The organism is Shewanella sp. BJSY2023SW001 (assembly GCF_047314685.1).
Taxonomy (GTDB): Bacteria; Pseudomonadota; Gammaproteobacteria; order Enterobacterales; family Shewanellaceae; genus Shewanella; species Shewanella indica.
Genome location: NZ_JBKORF010000082.1, coordinates 187,328 through 206,028 on the forward strand (window position 1 = coordinate 187,328; position 18,701 = coordinate 206,028).

At 49.4% G+C, this 18,701-nt stretch carries 9 protein-coding genes and 1 pseudogene; 4 read left to right on the top strand and 6 right to left on the bottom strand.

Translation table 11 applies throughout. The annotated features are described in order from the left end of the window. Window positions 1–633: 633 nt before the first annotated feature. Window positions 634–3,276 (bottom strand): SO2930 family diheme c-type cytochrome, encoded by a 2,643-nt coding sequence (locus ACMHXH_RS19515; protein ID WP_335912831.1) that lies wholly within the window; start codon window positions 3,274–3,276, stop codon window positions 634–636. Between the two features lie 238 nt (window positions 3,277–3,514). Here ACMHXH_RS19515 and ACMHXH_RS19520 point away from each other — a divergent pair, with 238 nt between their 5' ends. Further along, a complete protein-coding gene (locus tag ACMHXH_RS19520) occupies window positions 3,515–4,234 on the top strand; it encodes a suppressor of fused domain protein (RefSeq protein WP_234501168.1) in 720 nt (239 codons plus the stop codon). Window positions 4,235–4,330: 96 nt separating this feature from the next. Here the strand turns inward: ACMHXH_RS19520 and ACMHXH_RS19525 are convergent, their stop codons facing one another. Continuing rightward, a complete protein-coding gene (locus ACMHXH_RS19525) occupies window positions 4,331–5,392 on the bottom strand; it encodes a DUF3083 family protein (protein WP_039035604.1) in 1,062 nt (353 codons plus the stop codon). A gap of 277 nt (window positions 5,393–5,669) precedes the next feature. On the opposite strand from ACMHXH_RS19525, the pseudogene ACMHXH_RS19530 reads away from it, so the two are divergent. Further along, a pseudogene (locus tag ACMHXH_RS19530) lies at window positions 5,670–6,100 on the top strand (GNAT family N-acetyltransferase). Window positions 6,101–6,163: 63 nt separating this feature from the next. On the opposite strand, the gene ACMHXH_RS19535 reads toward ACMHXH_RS19530, so the two are convergent. Then, window positions 6,164–6,838 (bottom strand): arylesterase, encoded by a 675-nt coding sequence (locus ACMHXH_RS19535; RefSeq protein ID WP_052248247.1) that lies wholly within the window; start codon window positions 6,836–6,838, stop codon window positions 6,164–6,166. On the opposite strand from ACMHXH_RS19535, the gene ACMHXH_RS19540 reads away from it, so the two are divergent. Together ACMHXH_RS19540 and ACMHXH_RS19545 are read left to right on the top strand one after the other, a co-directional pair. Next, entirely contained in the window at window positions 6,777–7,589 is an 813-nt protein-coding gene (locus ACMHXH_RS19540; protein WP_082014356.1) for an ABC transporter ATP-binding protein, read from the top strand. The genes ACMHXH_RS19535 and ACMHXH_RS19540 overlap by 62 nt on opposite strands. Continuing rightward, a complete protein-coding gene (locus ACMHXH_RS19545) occupies window positions 7,589–10,042 on the top strand; it encodes an ABC transporter permease (RefSeq protein ID WP_335912829.1) in 2,454 nt (817 codons plus the stop codon). The genes ACMHXH_RS19540 and ACMHXH_RS19545 overlap by 1 nt, the downstream gene beginning before the upstream one ends. A gap of 579 nt (window positions 10,043–10,621) precedes the next feature. Here the strand turns inward: ACMHXH_RS19545 and ACMHXH_RS19550 are convergent. The 3 genes from ACMHXH_RS19550 to ACMHXH_RS19560 form a co-directional block, all read right to left on the bottom strand. Then, complete coding sequence (locus ACMHXH_RS19550) at window positions 10,622–11,155, bottom strand: hypothetical protein (RefSeq protein ID WP_413738495.1); 534 nt, start codon at window positions 11,153–11,155, stop codon at window positions 10,622–10,624. A gap of 154 nt (window positions 11,156–11,309) precedes the next feature. Beyond that, window positions 11,310–15,557: an EAL domain-containing protein gene (locus tag ACMHXH_RS19555; protein ID WP_413738497.1), complete on the bottom strand. Its 4,248-nt coding sequence runs from the start codon at window positions 15,555–15,557 to the stop codon at window positions 11,310–11,312. 286 nt (window positions 15,558–15,843) lie between these two features. Further along, entirely contained in the window at window positions 15,844–18,633 is a 2,790-nt protein-coding gene (locus tag ACMHXH_RS19560; RefSeq protein ID WP_215773032.1) for an insulinase family protein, read from the bottom strand. Between the last annotated feature and the right edge of the window lie 68 nt (window positions 18,634–18,701).

Consider the following 18,701-nt stretch of genomic DNA (forward strand, 5'->3'; position numbering starts at 1 on the left):
GGGCTTCATTTTTTTGGTTCATTACGGATCTGCGGCGAACGCCACTTTGATTTTCAAAACGCTACTCTGACGTCGAAAAAAATTAGGCGGTATCCAGCTATCCATGCCCCCATTAGCTTCGGCAGTTTGTTTTTGTTACTCACTCCTGTTAATCGATTTTCGGTACAGCTCAACCAAGGGCATTAGTCATTTGCTGTCAGCATTGGCCTAAGGTTCTGCTTGGTCAACCTAAAACCATATTGCTTTAGTTATGTTTTTGTAAGGTTATTGCCTCGTATCACGTCTGTTTATCAGTTAGCTTGCGGTTGTTTTGAGTAAGCTGTAGGCCAGGTTATCCATACTTAGACCGACAATTTTGCCTGAGAGCGGCATTGCCAATGGCCCCTGCTGTACTTGGCAATAATATCAAGCCGAGCATAGCTATTTTGAGACAAGGCATCAGGTGCGCTAACTTGAGGGCAGTATTCATATTTATGACTATGACTTCAAAGCTTGAACAAAGATTAGACAGAAAAACGGCTGGAGTCTTAGTATTTGTTACTTGGTAACGAACCAATAACTTCTCAACCGTTTTCATTTCTGGATACGAATTAATCTATGATTTACTTTTTATACGCCAGCTTGGCTTCAGCTTTATTTTGAACAGCTGGCCGCAGGCAAGCGTTTGATCCATTCGCTTATCAGCGCAACTCCTTCATCGTGGCTGAGGCTACGGCCAATTTCGGGCATTCTGTCGCCCGGTTCATTGCTCTGCATCCGGAAATGCATGATGGACTCGGCCGGATTACCCGGTACCACATCGTAGCCCAGGGTGCCGCCGCCATAGGCGACAGGCGATTTACAGGTGCCGTGGCTGAAGCCGTTGTCTTCATCATAGCTGCGCTGATATTCCAGTTTCAGCCCGGTATTGGAGGCATTGCCTTCGGGTCTGTGGCAGTGGGCGCAGTTGATATCCAGGTAGCCCTTGGCCGTTTGCATCAACTCGCTGTCACTTAGCTGAGTCAAAGTGGCTTCATCACTATCCACATAGGCTGGTACCTTATCGACGCTGGTAAGGGGTGGCAGGCCGCTCAGAATACCTGCGCTTTGCCAATGAAGCAGTTGGTTGGCGCTGCCATCCTGGTAGGGGTAGTCACGGTTCAGATGGCGGGCCTTGGGACCAATCGGCATAAACACCGCCTGGCTGGCGCTGTCGGCCTTGAACTGATGACACTGCTTGCACTGATTCATTGACGGGACAACATAGTCAAAGTTCAGGGTTTGCCCCTTGTGCACCACGCTCTTGCCTTGAATGGCACCGGCCTTGGCCAAAGAGGCATCTGTTTGCTCGGCATTCCAGACATAGGGCAGGGCGGTCCAGCCCGACTCCCTGTGGATCAACAACCGGGTTTCAATCAGAGTTTCATTGTCCATGCCTCTGGTTGCGGTATCGGCGGGCAGGGCAAATGTTTTCACCAGTACTGTGCCTACCGGGAAGTCAAAGGCCTCATTGCTGCTGTAGTTGGCTTGTTTCCCTTCCGGCACAAACACATAGCGATACTTACTGGCATAGTCGGTAAACAGCGGTGTGTTGAGTTTGTAAGGGATCCCGCCACTGTTTGACATGGCCGCCGGCATAGAGGCGTCGGCAAACAGGCGGTACTTTGCCAGGCTGCTGCAATTGGCACCTGTCAGAGCATCCCAGTTCACACCAGAGCCTTGAGCGCTGCACAGCGACTGGTCGCCATCGCCTTCAAGGCCGCCTTCACCTTCTCCTATAGTACCGCCACCGCCGACCAGCACGCCGCCATCACAACCTTCAGTATCATCATCCACGCCGCAGCCGAAGATCTGTTCGCCGAAAGTGACGGTATGCACAGGTAGGCTGACCAAAGAGCATTGCAACAGTTGCTGCTGCTTGGCTTCATACATGACATCGGGAATGCTGACATCGGTATTGCTGTTGCCGTAGAGCCTGCCAACGCTGACATCTCCATTGTTGCTGGCACAGACATTTTCACTGCCGTCAGGGTTGAAGGGGAGTTCACCAAAGCCGAGATAGGCGCCGGTACCATTATTGGCGAGCAGTTCACCCAGGCCATCGTAGAGGATCCCCGGGAAGCGGCCATGGCTGTAGATGTAGGCCTTGATGATATCCTCGATAAGATAACCGTTGGGCTTGGTGGCAAAACCGCTTATCTGGTTGTCATGGATATAGATGTTGCGTGGTGTGGCGCGCCAGCCATCTTCAATGGCCTGACCCGGCAGGGCATAGCTGGCGGCAAAGGCGGAGACATCCGGCTCGGCGATGAAGAAGCTGGAGACAGTGACCGCCAGGGTATCGTGGTTGCTGATCTGGTTGTTGAACACTTCCACATCGTTGGTGGACAGTATGATCACCCCGGTGCCGGGAGGAACAATATGCACTCCGGCCGGGTTGGCAGAGGCGTTGGCGAAGTTGTGGGTATTGTTGTCATAAACCTTGTTGTTGAATACCCGTACGCTGGAGCCGTACTTGTGGTTGCCTATGGGAAGGTCGAACACCAGAATACCACCGGTATTGCCCATGGCCTCATTGTTATAGACATCGGCAAAGCGCGAGTTTTCCACTTCGATACCGGCGACGTTTTCCTTGGCGACATTGCGTCTGACGACTATGTACTCAGACTGACCCACATAGATACCGGCATCGGCGCTGCCGCGGACATAGCTGTCTTCAATCAAAATATTCTCGCATTCCACCGGGTAAAGGCCGTAGGCGCCATTGCCTTGATCCAGCTCACCTTCCCACACGGCGGAGACATTGCGCAGTATGATGCCATTGGTATTTTTCAGCTTGATGCCGTTGTTTTTGGCTTCATAGACCGACAGATCCTTGATGGTGATATTGAGGGCGTTTTGCACAAAAATACCGTCACCGGCGTTGGCGTTGGCAAAGTCGAGAATGGTTTCATCGCGGCCATAGCCCATGACAGTGACATTGCGGGCATAGCTGCCGTCACCGTCGACATCGCCGTCAAACAACAAGGTGGCATCTATCTCAAATCGGCCCTTTGGCAACACGATCACAGCGCCACTCTGGGCGTTGATCAGAGCTTCCTGAATTCGGGTTGTCAGATTGTCTCCGGCTTCAACCATGATGGCGCCTTCGGGGAAGGGGCTGGTTAGCGGCGGTGGCGTCACGACCTGTGGTTCAGTGGTTTGAGATGTATTGTCGTCATCCGAGCAGGCAATGAGTCCCAGGGTTAACCCGGCTGCCAGCAACGCCAAAGTCAGGGGGTTTTTCTTGTTGAACATAATCTCTCCTGATAATTGTTACTATTCCGTTAACAAGATCCCGATTCATTTCCCGACTGACAATGTGAAATCCGGCCAAATTAGCGTCAAATAATGCAAGTAGCAGCAGATAACAGATTGAGGCATTATCGCCATATATAAACACTATTTTAACAACCATTTGTTTTTCATCATTTATTCTGGATTTCGTTCGCAGGCAGTGATAAAACCTCAAGCGTCAGAATCAAAAGGAGTTGGCATGAGTAAGGATGAACAAGAATACAGCCTTTCCGGTGATCCCATTTTCAGATACACGGATGGTGAAAAGGAATGGCAGTCACCTATGGGTGAAGAGTGTATCGTCCAGATAAGCGAACATATTGAGCGCCATATTGGTGAAGTCACCTGGGTCTTTCATGAAGTTATCTCGGATACTGTGCATATTGATGTGCATTATGTGGCACCGACAGACGAGCGACCTTTCCATACTCTGGTGACTTCCGGCATGAGTGACTTGCCTATGAGTACCCCCGAAGGGGCGGATATCCCCAGGTTTATGGAGCTGATGATCACTTTGCCAGCGCATTGGCAGATAAGTCAGGAAGCCTTCAGCGATGAAAAGTGGTACTGGCCTATAAGGCAGCTTAAGTTTTTGGCGCGCTTTCCGCATAAATACGACAGCTGGCTGGGCTGGGGACACACAATACCCAATGGTGATCCTGCCGAACCCTTTGCCGAAAATACCCGTCAAAATGGCATGATAGTTCTGCCGTCACTGCTACTTGATAATGCATTCCACACCTTGGAGATTGACCAGGACAAGTGCATCAATTTTTATAGCCTGGTGCCGCTTTATGAAGAAGAGATGATGTTGAAACTGGAGCAGGGCAGCGATGCTTTGTTGGATCTGTTCGACAAGTATCAGGTGAGCGATTTGGTGGATGTTGCCAGAATCAATGTGGCCACAGGGCGGAAATAGCCGAGCCCTGGGGACTCATTCATAGCACACTCATAATAACAAAGTAAAAAGCCGGGCTGAGCGGTATTGTACAGGCTAGCCCGGCTTTTTTGAGTCTTAACGCTTGTAACTGATGTGCTGATGGAATCTCAGCACCAGTTCATGGCGCTCCGGATCCAAACCTATGGCTTCGGCAAAGTCTTTCAAAGCTGCTTCCACCTGGTTCATATAGCGGCCATAACCTGGCTCTGTGTAATCCTCTTTACCGGCGACCAGCAAAAAGTGCACCGATTCCACCAAGTTACCTCCATCCCAATGGCTGACAAACTGGGTGTCGGTTGCCGCAGGATCAAAGCCTATCATCTGGGCTTCGGCAGTGCTTTCCACCTTCTCGAACTTACTGTTGCGAACCAAAGGCATCAAGCCATTGGCTACCATGGCGGTGCGGTGTAATTGCTTGCCTGCCGCCGCGCTGCGGAACTTGTCCTCAAGGAACTGGTACAGCGGGCTGAAGTCTTCGGTATGCTCCTCTTCCAGTACGCTCTGTTTCAGGCGGCGGCTCAACGGCAGGCTGACGGTGACATAGGCCAGTGAGCTGTGATCTTCCGGCAGTTTGCACCTGCGCGACTTGTAGCGCTGATAGATATCTCTTAGTTTGTAGCCATAGGTCTTTTTCTCACCCTTGGCACGGGCGAAGAGATCGTAGGCCATGTGCTGGTGATCGCGGACTTTGACCTTTAACTCCTGCTCCGGCAGGTTGTCCAACACCCCATTCAATACGGCGTTGACCCGGTTGTGGAAGTTGGCAGCGTTGGCGCGAATCTCCTTACCGGTAGCCAAAAACAGCAGTCTTAACTTGCGGGCCTTGTAGTCCGGCTGGAAGAAAAGATTCTGGGCTTCATGGTAGGCTGGGTTGTAAAAGAACAGGATCTGTTCGGCAGTTTGGAAGCAGTAGGCCTCGGTGTGAAAACGCACCACAGGCAGTTTGTCATTGGCGATCACATGAATGTTGTGCAGATCTTCCTTTTCTGCCAACTGGAATACTAACTTGCTGATCTCGCGGTAGCAGTTTTCGTAACTGGCATAGTGACTGAGCAGCGCATCTGTCATCAGTATTTCAGCCATGATGTACTGGCTGGTACGGGTGGCCAGGGGAATATAGACTTTTTGCAGGGACATATGCTTTCCTTGTTTCATGTTATCACGCTGGTATGGGCATACTAGCCGGGTTGCACAGCACTCTCTTTGCGACAAAACAACTTTCAATCCGATCGGCTATAGACTTATCGCGCCCGCCCTAGTGTAATCTATGGTTATGATTTATTAAACATTAATAAAATTTAGCCAACCTTAAGGCAACAAGCTGAACCACAAGGAGTCATTAATCTTGATTATCGAAAGCCCCAGATTAATTTTGAGACAGTTCCGTGATGGTGATCAGCAGGCCTTGTTCGCCATGAACAGTACTTCCGATGTCCTGAGATATATCCCCGGCGAGCCGTTGAAGGATGTTGAAGAGGCCAGTCAGGTGCTTGAAAAGGTTATTTTTGCCGACTACCGCAAGTATGGCTATGGTCGCTGGGCGGTTGAGCATAAGGCCGACGGCAAGGTGATAGGTTTTGCGGTCCTAAGTTTCTGCCGGAGTTCGGCAAGGTTGAGTTGGGATACAGATATCTGCCTGAATACTGGGGCCTGGGGCTGGGTTATGAAGCCGCCAGCCATGCATTGCCAAAAATAAAAGCGATTTGCGCCGTGGATGAGTTGATAGCCCTGATCATGGATGGCAACCTGGGTTCGGAAGCGATAGCCCTTAAGTTAGGGATGCTGCCGCAGGAAGAAAGTGAACTGATGGGGCACAAGGTGAGGGTATTCAGGTGCAGCCTTTAGTCGTTTTTAACGATGTCGTCCTGCGGCTATTATGTCCGGCTGCTATTATGTCCGGTGATTGCCTTATCCGCCTGTTGCCGGCGCAGATGCGTCTGTGGTGGGGGCTTTGATAGATTCGATTGCCGATTCAACCCAGGGCAGCACAAAGGCGGTGATCTTGGGCTGGGCCTTTTCGTTCGGGTGCAGCCCATCGGCCTGCATCAATTCGGGAAAGGGCGCTATCTCTGTCATAAAGAAGGGCATCAGGGTGACGTTGGGCTGCTTGGCCAGCTCACTGTAAACGGCGCTGAAGGCGTTGGCATATCTGGGGCCGTAGTTTGGCGGCACCATGACTTCGGAAAGCAGCACTTTGGCGCCGGATTGCTGGGCCAACGCAATGATTTTTGTAAGATTGTTTTTTAGCTCCGTTGGCAAAAAGCCTCTCAGACCATCATTGCCGCCTAGCTCCACCAACAGCAGCGAGGGTTTTACCGACTCCAGCAACTGAGGCAATCTTCTGAGGCCTCCGGCCGTGGTTTCGCCGCTGACAGAGGCATTAACAATGTTATGCTCGGGCAGGGCTTGTCTTAGCCCTTCGACCCAGCCCTGTTTCTCGGCCATGCCGTAACTGGCTCCTAGGCTGTCACCCAGGATCAGTATATCAGCGGCCTTGACGGGCTGCGCAGAGAACAAGAATATGAATGGTATCAATGCCAGCGGACGCAAGCATAAGGAAGTAATTTTGAAGAACAGTGCCATTAAGGTTTCCCATCTCGTAAAAACTGTCACTACCCAGGAAGGTGACCTGACTATCCTGAGTGGCATCAATTTGGATGTCAAGCCGGGCCAGAGTGTGGCCATTCTTGGGCCATCAGGTTCAGGCAAATCAACCCTACTGGGCCTACTGGCTGCATTGGATACCCCCTCGTCCGGTGAGATTTGGCTCGATGGCAGTGCCTTGGCCGGGCTGAATGAAGAGCAGAAGGCTGCGCTGCGTAAGCAGAAAGTCAGCTTTATTTTTCAGTCTTTTATGTTGGTTGATACCCTCAATGCCCTGGAAAACGTCATGCTGCCGGCTGAACTTGCGGGTATCAGGGATGCCAGAGAGCGGGCCAAAGCCATGCTGGAGCGAGTTGGTCTTGGGCACAGGCTCAATCATTACCCGAAACAGCTTTCCGGCGGTGAACAGCAGCGGGTTGCTATCGCCAGAGCCTTTATCAGCGAACCCAAGGTGCTGTTTGCCGATGAACCCACGGGCAACCTGGACAAACACAACGCCGACAGGGTTGCCGACATGCTGTTTGAGCTCAATCGCGAGAGTTCGACCACCTTGATTTTGGTGACCCATGATATGCAACTGGCCAGTCGTTGTGAGCGCCAGTTGGAGATGCACGAAGGGCGATTGTATGAACAGGGGCAGCAAACCCTGCCGGAAGAGGCCGGTTTGCATGAGGCCAAGACAGAAAGCCAGGTTCTGGCGGCATCGGTAACGGCAGAGGAGGGGCGCTGATGGAATGGACGCTGGCATGGCGCCTGTTTCGCCGCGAACTCAAGCAAGGGCAGTTGGTATTGATAGTGCTGGCCTTGACCCTGGCGGTGTTGTCTGTGACCGGTCTGGCCCGGGTCAGTGACAGATTGCAGCTCGCTATCAACGGCCAGGCGGCCAAGTTTATCGCCGCCGACCGAATCATTAATTCACCCGTCCCCATAGATGCAGGCATACTGCAGCAGGCCAACGCGTTAGGGCTGAAGCAATCGCATAGTTTGCAGTTTAACTCTATGGTTTACAGCGGTGATGCCTTTCAGTTGGTCACTGTCAGGGCAGTTGATAGTGCCTATCCGCTCAAGGGCAAAATTGTCTTGCGTCAAGGGGAAACCAGTGCCTTGCCGCAGCCTGGTGAATTGTGGTTTGAAATGCGTCTTGGGGGATTGCTGGGGTATCCCAAGAGTGTTGAGCTGGGTAACGCCCAGATGGCGTTGGCCAAGGAGATAGACAGGCTGCCCGATGCCGGTTTCAATCCATTTGCTTCTTCCCCCCTGGTGTTGATGCGCCTTGATGATGTGGCGGCAACCGGGGTCATTCAGCCCGGCAGCCGGGTGACATATCTTTATCAGTTTGTCGGGGACAGCCAGGCGCTGAGCCGTTTTGAAGAATATGCCAAGCCACTGCTGACCAGTAGCCAACGTTGGGTGGATGTACAATCCGGCGATTCGCCGATTGCCGGGGCGGTGCAGCGGGCAGAGCGGTTCTTGCTGCTGGCGAGCTTGCTGGGGATAGCCCTTGCCTGCGCCGCTATAGGGATTGCTGCCCAGCGTTATTGTCAGCGTCACTATGATGTGGTTGCCATGCTGAAAACCTTTGGCGCCAGTGCAAGACAAATCCGTTTATTGTTCGGTCTGCACTTGCTGCTGGTGACCTTTCTTGGAGTGATCTTGGGGATCTTCGGTGGTCTGGTGCTGGATTATCTCATCAGCCGAGCCTTGCCTGCGGAAATTGCCGCCTATTCTCCGCCTATGCTCAGACCGCTTCTCTTGGGGCTGGCTACAGGGTTTATCAGCGCCTTTATGTTCAGTGCCTATCCGCTGATGCGACTGCTGGCTATTCCGCCGCTCAGGGTGTTGCAACGCCAGCTTGAAGGAATACGTCTGGGTATGTGGTTGCATCTGCTGCTGAGTTTGGCGGCTATGGGATTGCTCGGCTGGCTTTACTCGCGCTCTTTGCCTTTAACTCTGACCGTGGTGGCCAGTGTGGTGTTGCTCGGGGTGCTGCTCAGCCTGATGGGTTTTTTGTTAATCCGCCTGGGGCAGAGTGTTGGTATGCGCACGACCAACCCCTTGTCGCTGGCACTGGCGGGCCTTCGGCGCCGCGCCAGACAAAACGCTGTACAACTGGTGGGCTTTTCCAGCGCCTTGGTGTTATTGCTGACCATAATGGCGTTGCGTCAGGACTTGCTCAGCGAATGGCAGAAGCAGTTGCCTGAGGATGCGCCGAACTATTTTCTGGTTAACATAGCCCCGGACGAAGTAGAGCCGCTGGCGGACTTTATGGCTCAGCGCCAGATTGCTGCCACAGATATCTATCCTGTTATCCGCGGTCGGCTCAGCGCCATCAATGGTGAGGAGGTGATCACTGCCGAAGAGCAGGAACAGGGGCAGAGAGGGCGCCTTGGGATTTCAAGGGAGCTGAATCTCACCTGGCGAAATACCTTGCCGCCCAACAATGAGATCCTTGACGGCCATTTTAATCGGCAAACCGATGAGGTGTCAGTGGAGTCCGGGGTGGCCGAGCGTTTGGGTATTACTGTCGGAGACAGCCTGAGTTTTGTTATCGATAACCAAACGCTGACTGTCAAGGTGGCCAGTATTCGTTCTGTGCAGTGGGAAACTTTGCAACCCAACTTCTTTATGATTTTCAGTCAGGAAGCCTTGGCGCCCTTTGCTTATACCTCAATGGCCAGTTTTCATCTGGATGATGGTCAAAAGGCCGTTGTGCTTGAGATTATCCGTAATTTCCCCACTGTCTCCATCATAGATGTGGGGGCCATGGTGGCTCAGCTCAAAGAGATAGTCGCCCAGGTATCTTTGGCGCTGACGCTGGTGTTGGTGCTGGTGGTATTGGCCAGTGCCCTGGTGATGATAGCGCAGACCGAAGCCGGCATGGCCAGTCGCCAACGAGAACTGGCGGTTCTACGCACCTTTGGCGCGCCGGGAAGCTTGCTTAAGCTTGCCACGGCGTTGGAGTTTGCACTGCTAGGTGCCGTGGCGGGCATTCTGGCGGTCACAGTGGCGGAGTTTGCGCTCTGGCTTTTGAAAACTCAGGTGTTTGAACTCAGAGTCAGTCCTCACTGGCAATGGTGGCTGTTGGCTCCCCTCAGTGGCGCCTTGTTGGTGGCACTACTTGGCTTGTGGCGTTGTCGCAGTCTGCTGCAAAAGTCCTGTGGTGAGCTGTTAAGGCTGGAGTAGCGCCAGGGGGTAGGTTGTCAGGCAATTTTGTCGAACCATTTTTTTGCCTGCCTCGGGTGGCGAATTACTGACCTTTTGCTGTTATTTTGAGCGTTGCTGGGGTAGTATTCCGACTTTCTTTTGGACAGTGAAGGGATGCGCTGCAACAAGTGAGGTGAGGCGAATTGACACTGATACTGGCAGGCGCGATGGCTTTGGCGGGGACTATGGGCGTCTCCGCTTACACTCTGGGACATTCAGCCTTCAAGGCAGGAATGGGGGTTAAACGTTGGGTGGCTGCTGGGTTGTTTTTGGGACCCGCAGCCATGTTGTTATTTAATGCACATAGGCAATTGGCGCACCGCAAAACCACTCGACCCGGCGATAGCAAGCATGCTTTCTAGAGTTGTCTATTGATTCCAAATCACAGCAAAAGGGAGCATAAATGCTCCCTTATTTTTTCGCTGTTCCATTAGTTCCACCAGCCTCTGGCTGGCACCACTTCCAGGTGACACAGACCCTCCGGCAGTTTCACTCTTTTACGCTCTGGTTTGGTCAGACCCAATAACTTTTTGATTGATATGATCATATTGGAACCCCTTACGCAATGTTCTCAACAGAGTTAACGACTTTGATATGTGGCACTGCTGCAACTTGAGTCTCCAGCACCTTGATGTGTGGTACTGCAGCGATTTGAGTCTCCAGCACCTTGATGTGTGGCACTGCGGCTATTTGAGTATCCAGCACTTTGATGTGTGGTACTGCAGCAATTTGAGTATCCAGCACCTTGATGTGTGGTACAGCAGCGACCTGGGTGTCCAACACTTTGATGTGTGGCACAGCAGCGATTTGAGTATCCAGCACCTTGATGTGTGGCACTGCGGCTATTTGAGTATCCAGCACTTTGATGTGTGGCACTGCGGCTATTTGAGTATCCAGCACTTTGATGTGTGGTACAGCAGCGATTTGAGTATCCAACACTTTGATGTGTGGCACAGCGGCGACTTGAGTGTTTAGCACTTTAATGTGAGGTACTGCAGCTATTTGAGTATTCAACACCTTGATATGGGGAACTGCGGCAAAAGCCAGTGAACTGGTAACAACGGCGGCGGTAGCAACTATAAATTTAATCATTATCTTATCTCTCTCAGGGTAGTGGTAACAGTCAGCGGTTAACTTCTTGACGCTGAGAGAGATAAAGCAGGAGTCATGCCAGAAATGTTGTCTTAACTTTAAATTGGTTTTGCTTTGATGGTTTTTTGGTTTTTATGCTGTTCGAGCTTGGTTGCTAAACTGTGTTCTTTTTGCTTGATAATTCAGGCATATTTTGTTTCAGATATTCAGAAAATTCAGCCTCAGAAACCGCCTTGCTATAAATAAATCCTTGTATTTCCTCACAATTTAATGCTTTCAAAATACTGAGTTGTGAGGGTTCTTCTACGCCTTCGCCCACAACGGAAAGCCCCATATTGTGGGCTATGGTGATGATGGAGTCGACCATCTTTAAATCTCTGTCCGATTTATCGATATCGTCAACAAAGGCTTTATCTATTTTCAAGCTGTGAATGGGGAATCGCTTCAGATACGACAGGGACGAATAGCCGGTGCCAAAGTCATCAAGTGCCAGACAGACTCCCATTTTTGCCAGTTGTTGCATGACTTTGATGGCTTTTTCAGGATGTTTGATAACTGTCCCTTCAGTGATTTCCAGTTCCAGATTAGCAGCAGGTAGGCGGGTCAGACGTAAAATTGACGCGATTCTTTGCTGCAGATCGGGTAGGGCGAATTGTCGCGACGACAAATTGACAGCCACACGGCCATCAAACAATCCCTGTTCACGCCACTGCTGGGCGGCAAAGCAGGCCTTGCGCATAACAAGGTCGCCTATTTCAATAATTAGACCATTTTCCTCTGCCAGCGGAATAAAATCATTGGGTGGGATTAATCCATGCTGAGGATGATTCAAGCGGACCAAGGCCTCCATACCCGACACTAAACCGCTACGCAGATTTATTTTGGGCTGGTAATAGACTTCAAACAGATCGTCTTTCAGGCCTTCGCGGATGAGATTCTCTACCTCCAACTGCCTAATTGCATTGCGGTTCAAGGATTCAGAGTAGAACTGATAGCGGTTACCTCCGGCAGACTTGGCATGGTACATGGCAATATCGGCCTTTCTCAGCAGTGCCTGCTCATTTTGCTCGTCTTCGGGATAAAGCACTATGCCTATACTAACGCCGACAACCAGCTGTTCGCCTACCAGTTCAAAGGCTTGACCGAAGGCGTCTATGACCCGGCTGGCTATCACTGCACTGGAACCTATGTCCGGATTCTTGTCCACCAGAATGGCAAATTCATCCCCACCTAGGCGATAAAGATTGGTGTGTCCGGGTATAGATTGCTGCAGCCTCTGTGCTACCAGGATCAAAAGCTCATCACCTATCTGGTGACCAAGTGAATCATTGATTTTTTTGAAATTATCCAGGTCAAGCACCATCAGGGTGTGGTGATGATCTTTCTTCACCAGGTTGCCTAGGGTGACTTGCAAGTTGGAGCGGTTGGGAAGACCGGTCAGGAGATCATTGTTGGTGAGCTTACGCAGCTCTTCTTCCTGCTGTTTACGACGGGAGATATCGGAAAACACCCCAACATAATGGGTCAGGATCCCTTGCTCATCGTAAATCGCATCTATGGTGAGCTCCATCAGGAACTCTGAACCGTCGCCCTTAATGGCTTCTATATCGTTGCTCCAGCGACCGTATTGTTGCAATAACTGCTTTATTTGTTGATTGTAATTGTCAGGATAACGGCTGAATTGCAGCGTTGTGCCGAGCAACTGGTTGCGGCTGTGTTGGGTGAGTTCACAGCAGGCTTCGTTAACCTCAACATAATGGAAATCGGCATCCAGAATAAACATGCCTTCCGAGATATTCTCTATCGCTCGCTCGAATAGGCGTAGCTGCTCTTCTGCTGTCTTGAAACTGTTGATGTTTTTGATGGTTCCCGTCATACGCAGGGCATTGTCATGCTCATCCCGCTCAACAATTTTGGCTCTGTCGAGGATCCACAGCCATTCACCATTTTTGCTTTTAACCCTGTAGGTTGCTTCAAAATGATCTGTTTCACCGTAAAAGTGTTTGTTGAGTGCTTCTCTTACCCGCTCTCTATCTTGAGGGTGAATATTGCTCTCTTCACCATGATGGCCGGAACGCTGGCCGTCGCGGGGAAACTCGAGGGAGCCCCAGATATTGGAGCGGTATATCTGACCAGTTTCTATATCCCAGTCCCACATCTCATCACCGCTACCCCAGAGGGAGAGCTTTAGCCTCTCCTCACTCAAGGCTATTTGGCGCTGGATCTCTCTCTTGCGCAGCACGGCTTTGGTGATAACCGTCAGTATTAGCAGCATTATCAAAACATAGAGCGCCTTGGCAATGTTGGAGAGCCACCAAGGCGGGGTTATTTCAATTTGCAGTGTTCTGGTGATGCCTTGCTGCTTAGTCAAAGGATTAATCGCATAAACATGAAAGCTATATGTACCAGGAGATAAGTTGGTGTAGGTTGCTGAGTTTGTTCCTTTCGATGAAATCCAGTCATCAGAAAGTCCCTCCATGCTATACATGAATTCGATATTATCTATATCGCTGCTGGGTGCACTGAATTTTAGAGTGAAGGGGTAGTCTGAATGCTTTAATACGACTTTCTCTGTATGTTGAATAGATTTATTCAGCACACCGTCGCCAATATTTTCTTCTATGTTGAATATTAGTAAAGAGTCAATGGTTGGAATGATTCTTTCTTGTGAGTTGATGTATTCAGATAATTCGCTAATGTCTAGTATGCTTGCACCTGAGTTACCCCCGAATAGTAACTTGTCGTTAATTAAGGCGCCACTTTGAGAGTTATATTCCAGTTGGGCGCCATAACTCGAGTTGATTACAAATTCATGGTTGTCTTTAAATACTATAACTTCTTTTATTGATGATGCGGCAATTAATTCATCTGTTGCAACTATCGAGAATATAGACTTATTGTTAGAGTAAAATAATGAAGTATTTTTTCCATCATATCTAAGTATGTTTTTAGGTGTTCCAAAATAAACGCTATTCTTGTTTGCCGATAAGCAGAAAACCATATCATGAGAGTAAATGTTATGGATGCCACTGGTGTCTTTTTTATACAGACCACCTTGTGTTGCAATGTACAAGTCATTGTTATAAATGGCTATATCAAAAACTGGGAATTGACTGTCTACAGTAAAACTTTCGATCTCGGTTAGATTTTTCGCATCTAAAGATATTATCTGACCACCTACTGTGCCAATTAAAAACTGATCTTTTATTCTTTTTACAACGGATACAGGAGTAGCCATTAACTTTTTAATGGACATAGTATCTTTAGATAGTTGGAATAACCCTTCACTATTTCCAATTAAGAATCTGTTATTGTCACTCAACACTGACTTTGGACCAGTGAGTTTACTATCAAAACTTTCACTTTTAACAAGGTCGCCGTTTAGAATTCTTATTTTATCACTTTGGTCTGCAATAACTATGTTATCGCTATTATCTAAGCTTAATGACCAAGTTGGCTTGTTAGTTATATCAAGCTTCTTTAGCAAGTTTTTACTACTCTTCAAATAAATGAATCCTTCGTTTATATTTGAAAGTAGGATTCCATTTTTAACCTTTTTTATATATGGGCTTTTAAGAGAGTACTTTTTTGATGATATTCTTCCAATATAAGAACTTGAATTATCTTTGTTCAGCTTGAAGATGCTATTTCCATAGGTATAGTAAAGGTGCTCACTGTCACCCCCTAAAGAGTCGTATGTCCCAGGAATGGAGTTTACTCTATTCCCATCAATAAACTCAATGACTTCATCTTTTTTGGCTGCATACAGGGAATCAGAAATTTTTTCAATGTTTTCAATATTTAGGCTGATAGTTTTATTGTTATGTAATAACTCACCCGAGTAGGTGAGCAGATACTCACTATTATTTATTAAGATACCGGATTTAATATTTTTTACAGATGTTGCGTTCTTATGGATAGGTTTTTCTGATATATCATTGAAAGTATAGGTGTTTTTTGGTGTAGTGATAAAGAGTTTTTCTTCATTTTCATCTATGCTTAGTACTGGTTCTGAGACATTTACATCAACAAACCTTTCAGTTTCAGGGCTGTACTTTGAGAGTCCAGAATCTGTTCCGACAATGAGTGCTTGGTATTTTTTTGAATAGATCAAAGAGCGGATGAATGAGCTGTTTAATCCAGAGCCATCGTTGGAAAAAAACTGTTTGAAGGACTTTCCATCAAACCTATTTAACCCATTTACTGTACCGACCCAGATGTAGCCATCCGGATCTTCAGCGACTGACGTAACTGTGCTTTGCGATAGTCCTTCAGGAACGCTGTACACATCGGATTTCAACTGGATTGGAATAGCTGAGGCCGGAGGCGGCGATACCAAAGAGAATAAAACGGCAAGCACCAGTGAAAAGGAGAGTGTGAGGCCGTGCAGGAAATTAGGCATAAATTTAGTAAATTTTATAATGAGTGATGCCAGTATCGTGAGTGATAACTCTTTCAGAAAGTTACCTGATTGTCAAAATTAAACCTTTCTATCACATAAGCTTACCTCAAATTTGTTCAATGTTACTGTTGGTAGATTGAACTGTAATGACAGCTAAAAAGCACGCTGTGCTGATATTGAATATAATACCTTTTGTTTCCAGCTGCTGATTTACTTACTCTTGGGATAATCTGCGATACCGATTGGGGATGAAAAAATCCCCGTTTAAGCAAGTGCAGCCCAGAGATTAAAGGTTAAACTGCTCAGCCTGCTGTTTGAAGGCACGTAAATCAGTGATCAAGGAACCGGCTTGTAGGCGTTCCAGGTGCCTGTGTTGCTCTCCTGTGCTGAACAGCACCAGACGGTCACTGTGTTTGGTACGCATTTTATCCATCATAAACTTAATCAGCCCGGCCCGGGTTTGGCGCTTGATTTGTGCCACCACCAGTTCACGCTGATTAAAGTGGTAATCCTTATTGCCTATGCTGACCCAATAACGTTGGCTGCGGGTCTTGAGGTTGGCGTCATGTTCCATGACTTGGTTGATCAGTCCCTGCTTGGTGCTTTCCCACTGCTCATTGGTTATCTGCATCACGGCGTAGTTAAAGTCGGCGATAAACTCATCTATGGCTTGCAGTAACTGCAGTGGCCCGGCGGTCGGTGACTGTACATAGAAGATCATTCCCGGGTGGCGGTTCAGCGGCAGATAACCAGTGCCCACCATATAACCGAGCTGTCTTTGGGTTCGCAGCTCGTGGAAGAAAGTCGATGACATGGTGTGATTCAAAAGGCTGAACAACGCCATTTTCTCCGGAGTGGCAAACACGGATTGGTAATAGACTATGATGGCGCTGTCCGGGTGAGCTATGTTCAGCTCCCTGAGTACGGTTCCTTTCCCCTGAAGGTTGACCAACTCCCTTGCCGATTCACGGCTGGGCTTGGAAACCAGTGACAGAATATGGCTGAGTCGTTTTCCCAGAGACTGGGCTTCTTGCTCCAGCCAGTCACCATAGACCAGGCCTTCCAGATAGATTTTTTCATAAAAGGCGCTCACATGGTCGTGCAGATCGTCCAGGGTGATATCTTCCAATAACTCTGCCATCCGCAGTGGTTCATAACTGCGTTTTTGCAGGGTTACCGTCAAGCTTGTGAACAGCTGGGAGATGGGTTTCGCCTGGGCATGGTTATACCAACTGCGTAGCAACTGGCGTTTGATAAGGTTGAATCTCTCTTGGGTAAAACTGCGCTCCCGGGCCTTATTTATCAGCAGCGACAGCAGGGTTTCCTGATTGCCGGTAAAACCGGTTAAATGTAGGGTCAGCCCGCCTTGATGGGGGTAGATGTTGTAGCTGAGGCCAGCCACTTCCGCCTGGTAGGTGTGTTCGGTCAGATGATCGAGCAGCATCTCCACATACAGCCGGGTCAAGGCGGCATGTCTTGGAGTGGGGCTGGCCTGATCCGAATCGAGAGACAGATACAGATGCCCCTTGGGGACATTGAATTCATCATCTTTCTTGTGCCAGATACGATAACCGGCGCCTTCGGCGACAATCACCGGCTCAGGATGCCGACTGGGTTCACTTCGGGCTATGGCGTCTTCAACGATGAAAGGATTGGGTTTTGGCAGCTCCATTCCGGTTTCAGCCTCGGCGCTGCGCCACAGTGCCAGCCTGGCGTCTTCTATGGGCTTAATTTGATACGGGGTGTGATACCAGGCCGCCTGTTGTTCGGTATCCAGATCCTGGGCCACCAGTTGCAGGCGCATATTATCCGGAGTCATCAGGCTCATCAGTGCCCTGGCTTCAGCGACATCCAGGCCATCCATGCGATAGTCGCCATAGACGGTATCTTCAACCTGATAGTGCTGCATATTGATGCTTAGGTGACTGGCCAGATCCAGTGCTTTTATCTGTTCCTGGTAGCGAAATGCCAGTTTGAGTAGATTGGCTCTTTCCTGATAGCGCCAATCTTCCAATCCCTTATCGGCAATGAGTTTGATATAACCGAAGCAGGCTGCAACCACCCTGTCGGTTTGGTTCAAACCTTTGTCGGTCAGCTGAATACTGATGCTGTATTCCTTGAAGTTGTAGCCGTTGATGCCACCACCGGCAGATAGTCCGTTGATAAGGCCGGCGTCCTTGAGTTTGGAAAACAGGCTGCCGTGGCTCTCGCTTCCTAGTAGGTGACTGATAAAGGTCAGTGGTTTACTGCGATAGAAGCGATCGATAGCGGGCAGGGCAAAGCTCAGGGTCAGGCGCTTTTGCTCTTTAAGCGGCACTATGTGGATCTGCTTTTGCAGTTGCTCACAGGAGAACAGTGGCACTTCGGGATAGGATTTTTGCAGGTCATGATTTTTTATTGACGAGAAATAGCGTCTGGCATACTGCTCCAGCTCATCAATTGCCATCGGAGCCACCAGACACAGGGTCATCAGGTTGGCGCTGTAATGGCTGTTGTAGAAGGCAAGCAGTTCTTCCCTGAGCTGTTGCTCGTCTCCGCCCAGCGTTTGTAGATTCCCGACGGAAAATTTGCAAAAAGGGTGCCCCGGATTAACCGTCTCTTTCAATACCTGATAGATACGGCGGATATCGTCTTTCTGCTTGAGACTGAACTCAGATTCTATGGCGTGTCTTTCTCTTTCAACCAATTCCTGATTGAACAGCGGCGCAATAAAGAACTGGCTGAATCTGTCCAGCGCCTCGGCAAATACCAAGGGATCTATGGCAAAGAAGAAGTTGGTGTGCTCAGTACCCGTCCAGGCATTATTGCTGCCACCATGTTGGTTGATAAAACTGTGATAGCCTCCGGCCTCGGGAAACTTGGCTGTCCCCAGGAACAACATGTGTTCAAGAAAATGCGCCATTCCGGGGCGGGATTGGGGATCATCGAAGTGGCCGACATTAACCGCCATGGATGCGGCGGCCTGGGCAGAATGCATATCTTGCACCAGCAATACCCGCAGGCCGTTGGTCAGAGTCAGATGACGATAGCTGCGGTGGTCATTGGGGCTGGAAATGACAGACTGGCAAGTGCTCAAGGGATAACTCCCGTATAGACAGATTGTTATATATTGATAGCCTTATGCTTTTTTGGCAAATATCTCTT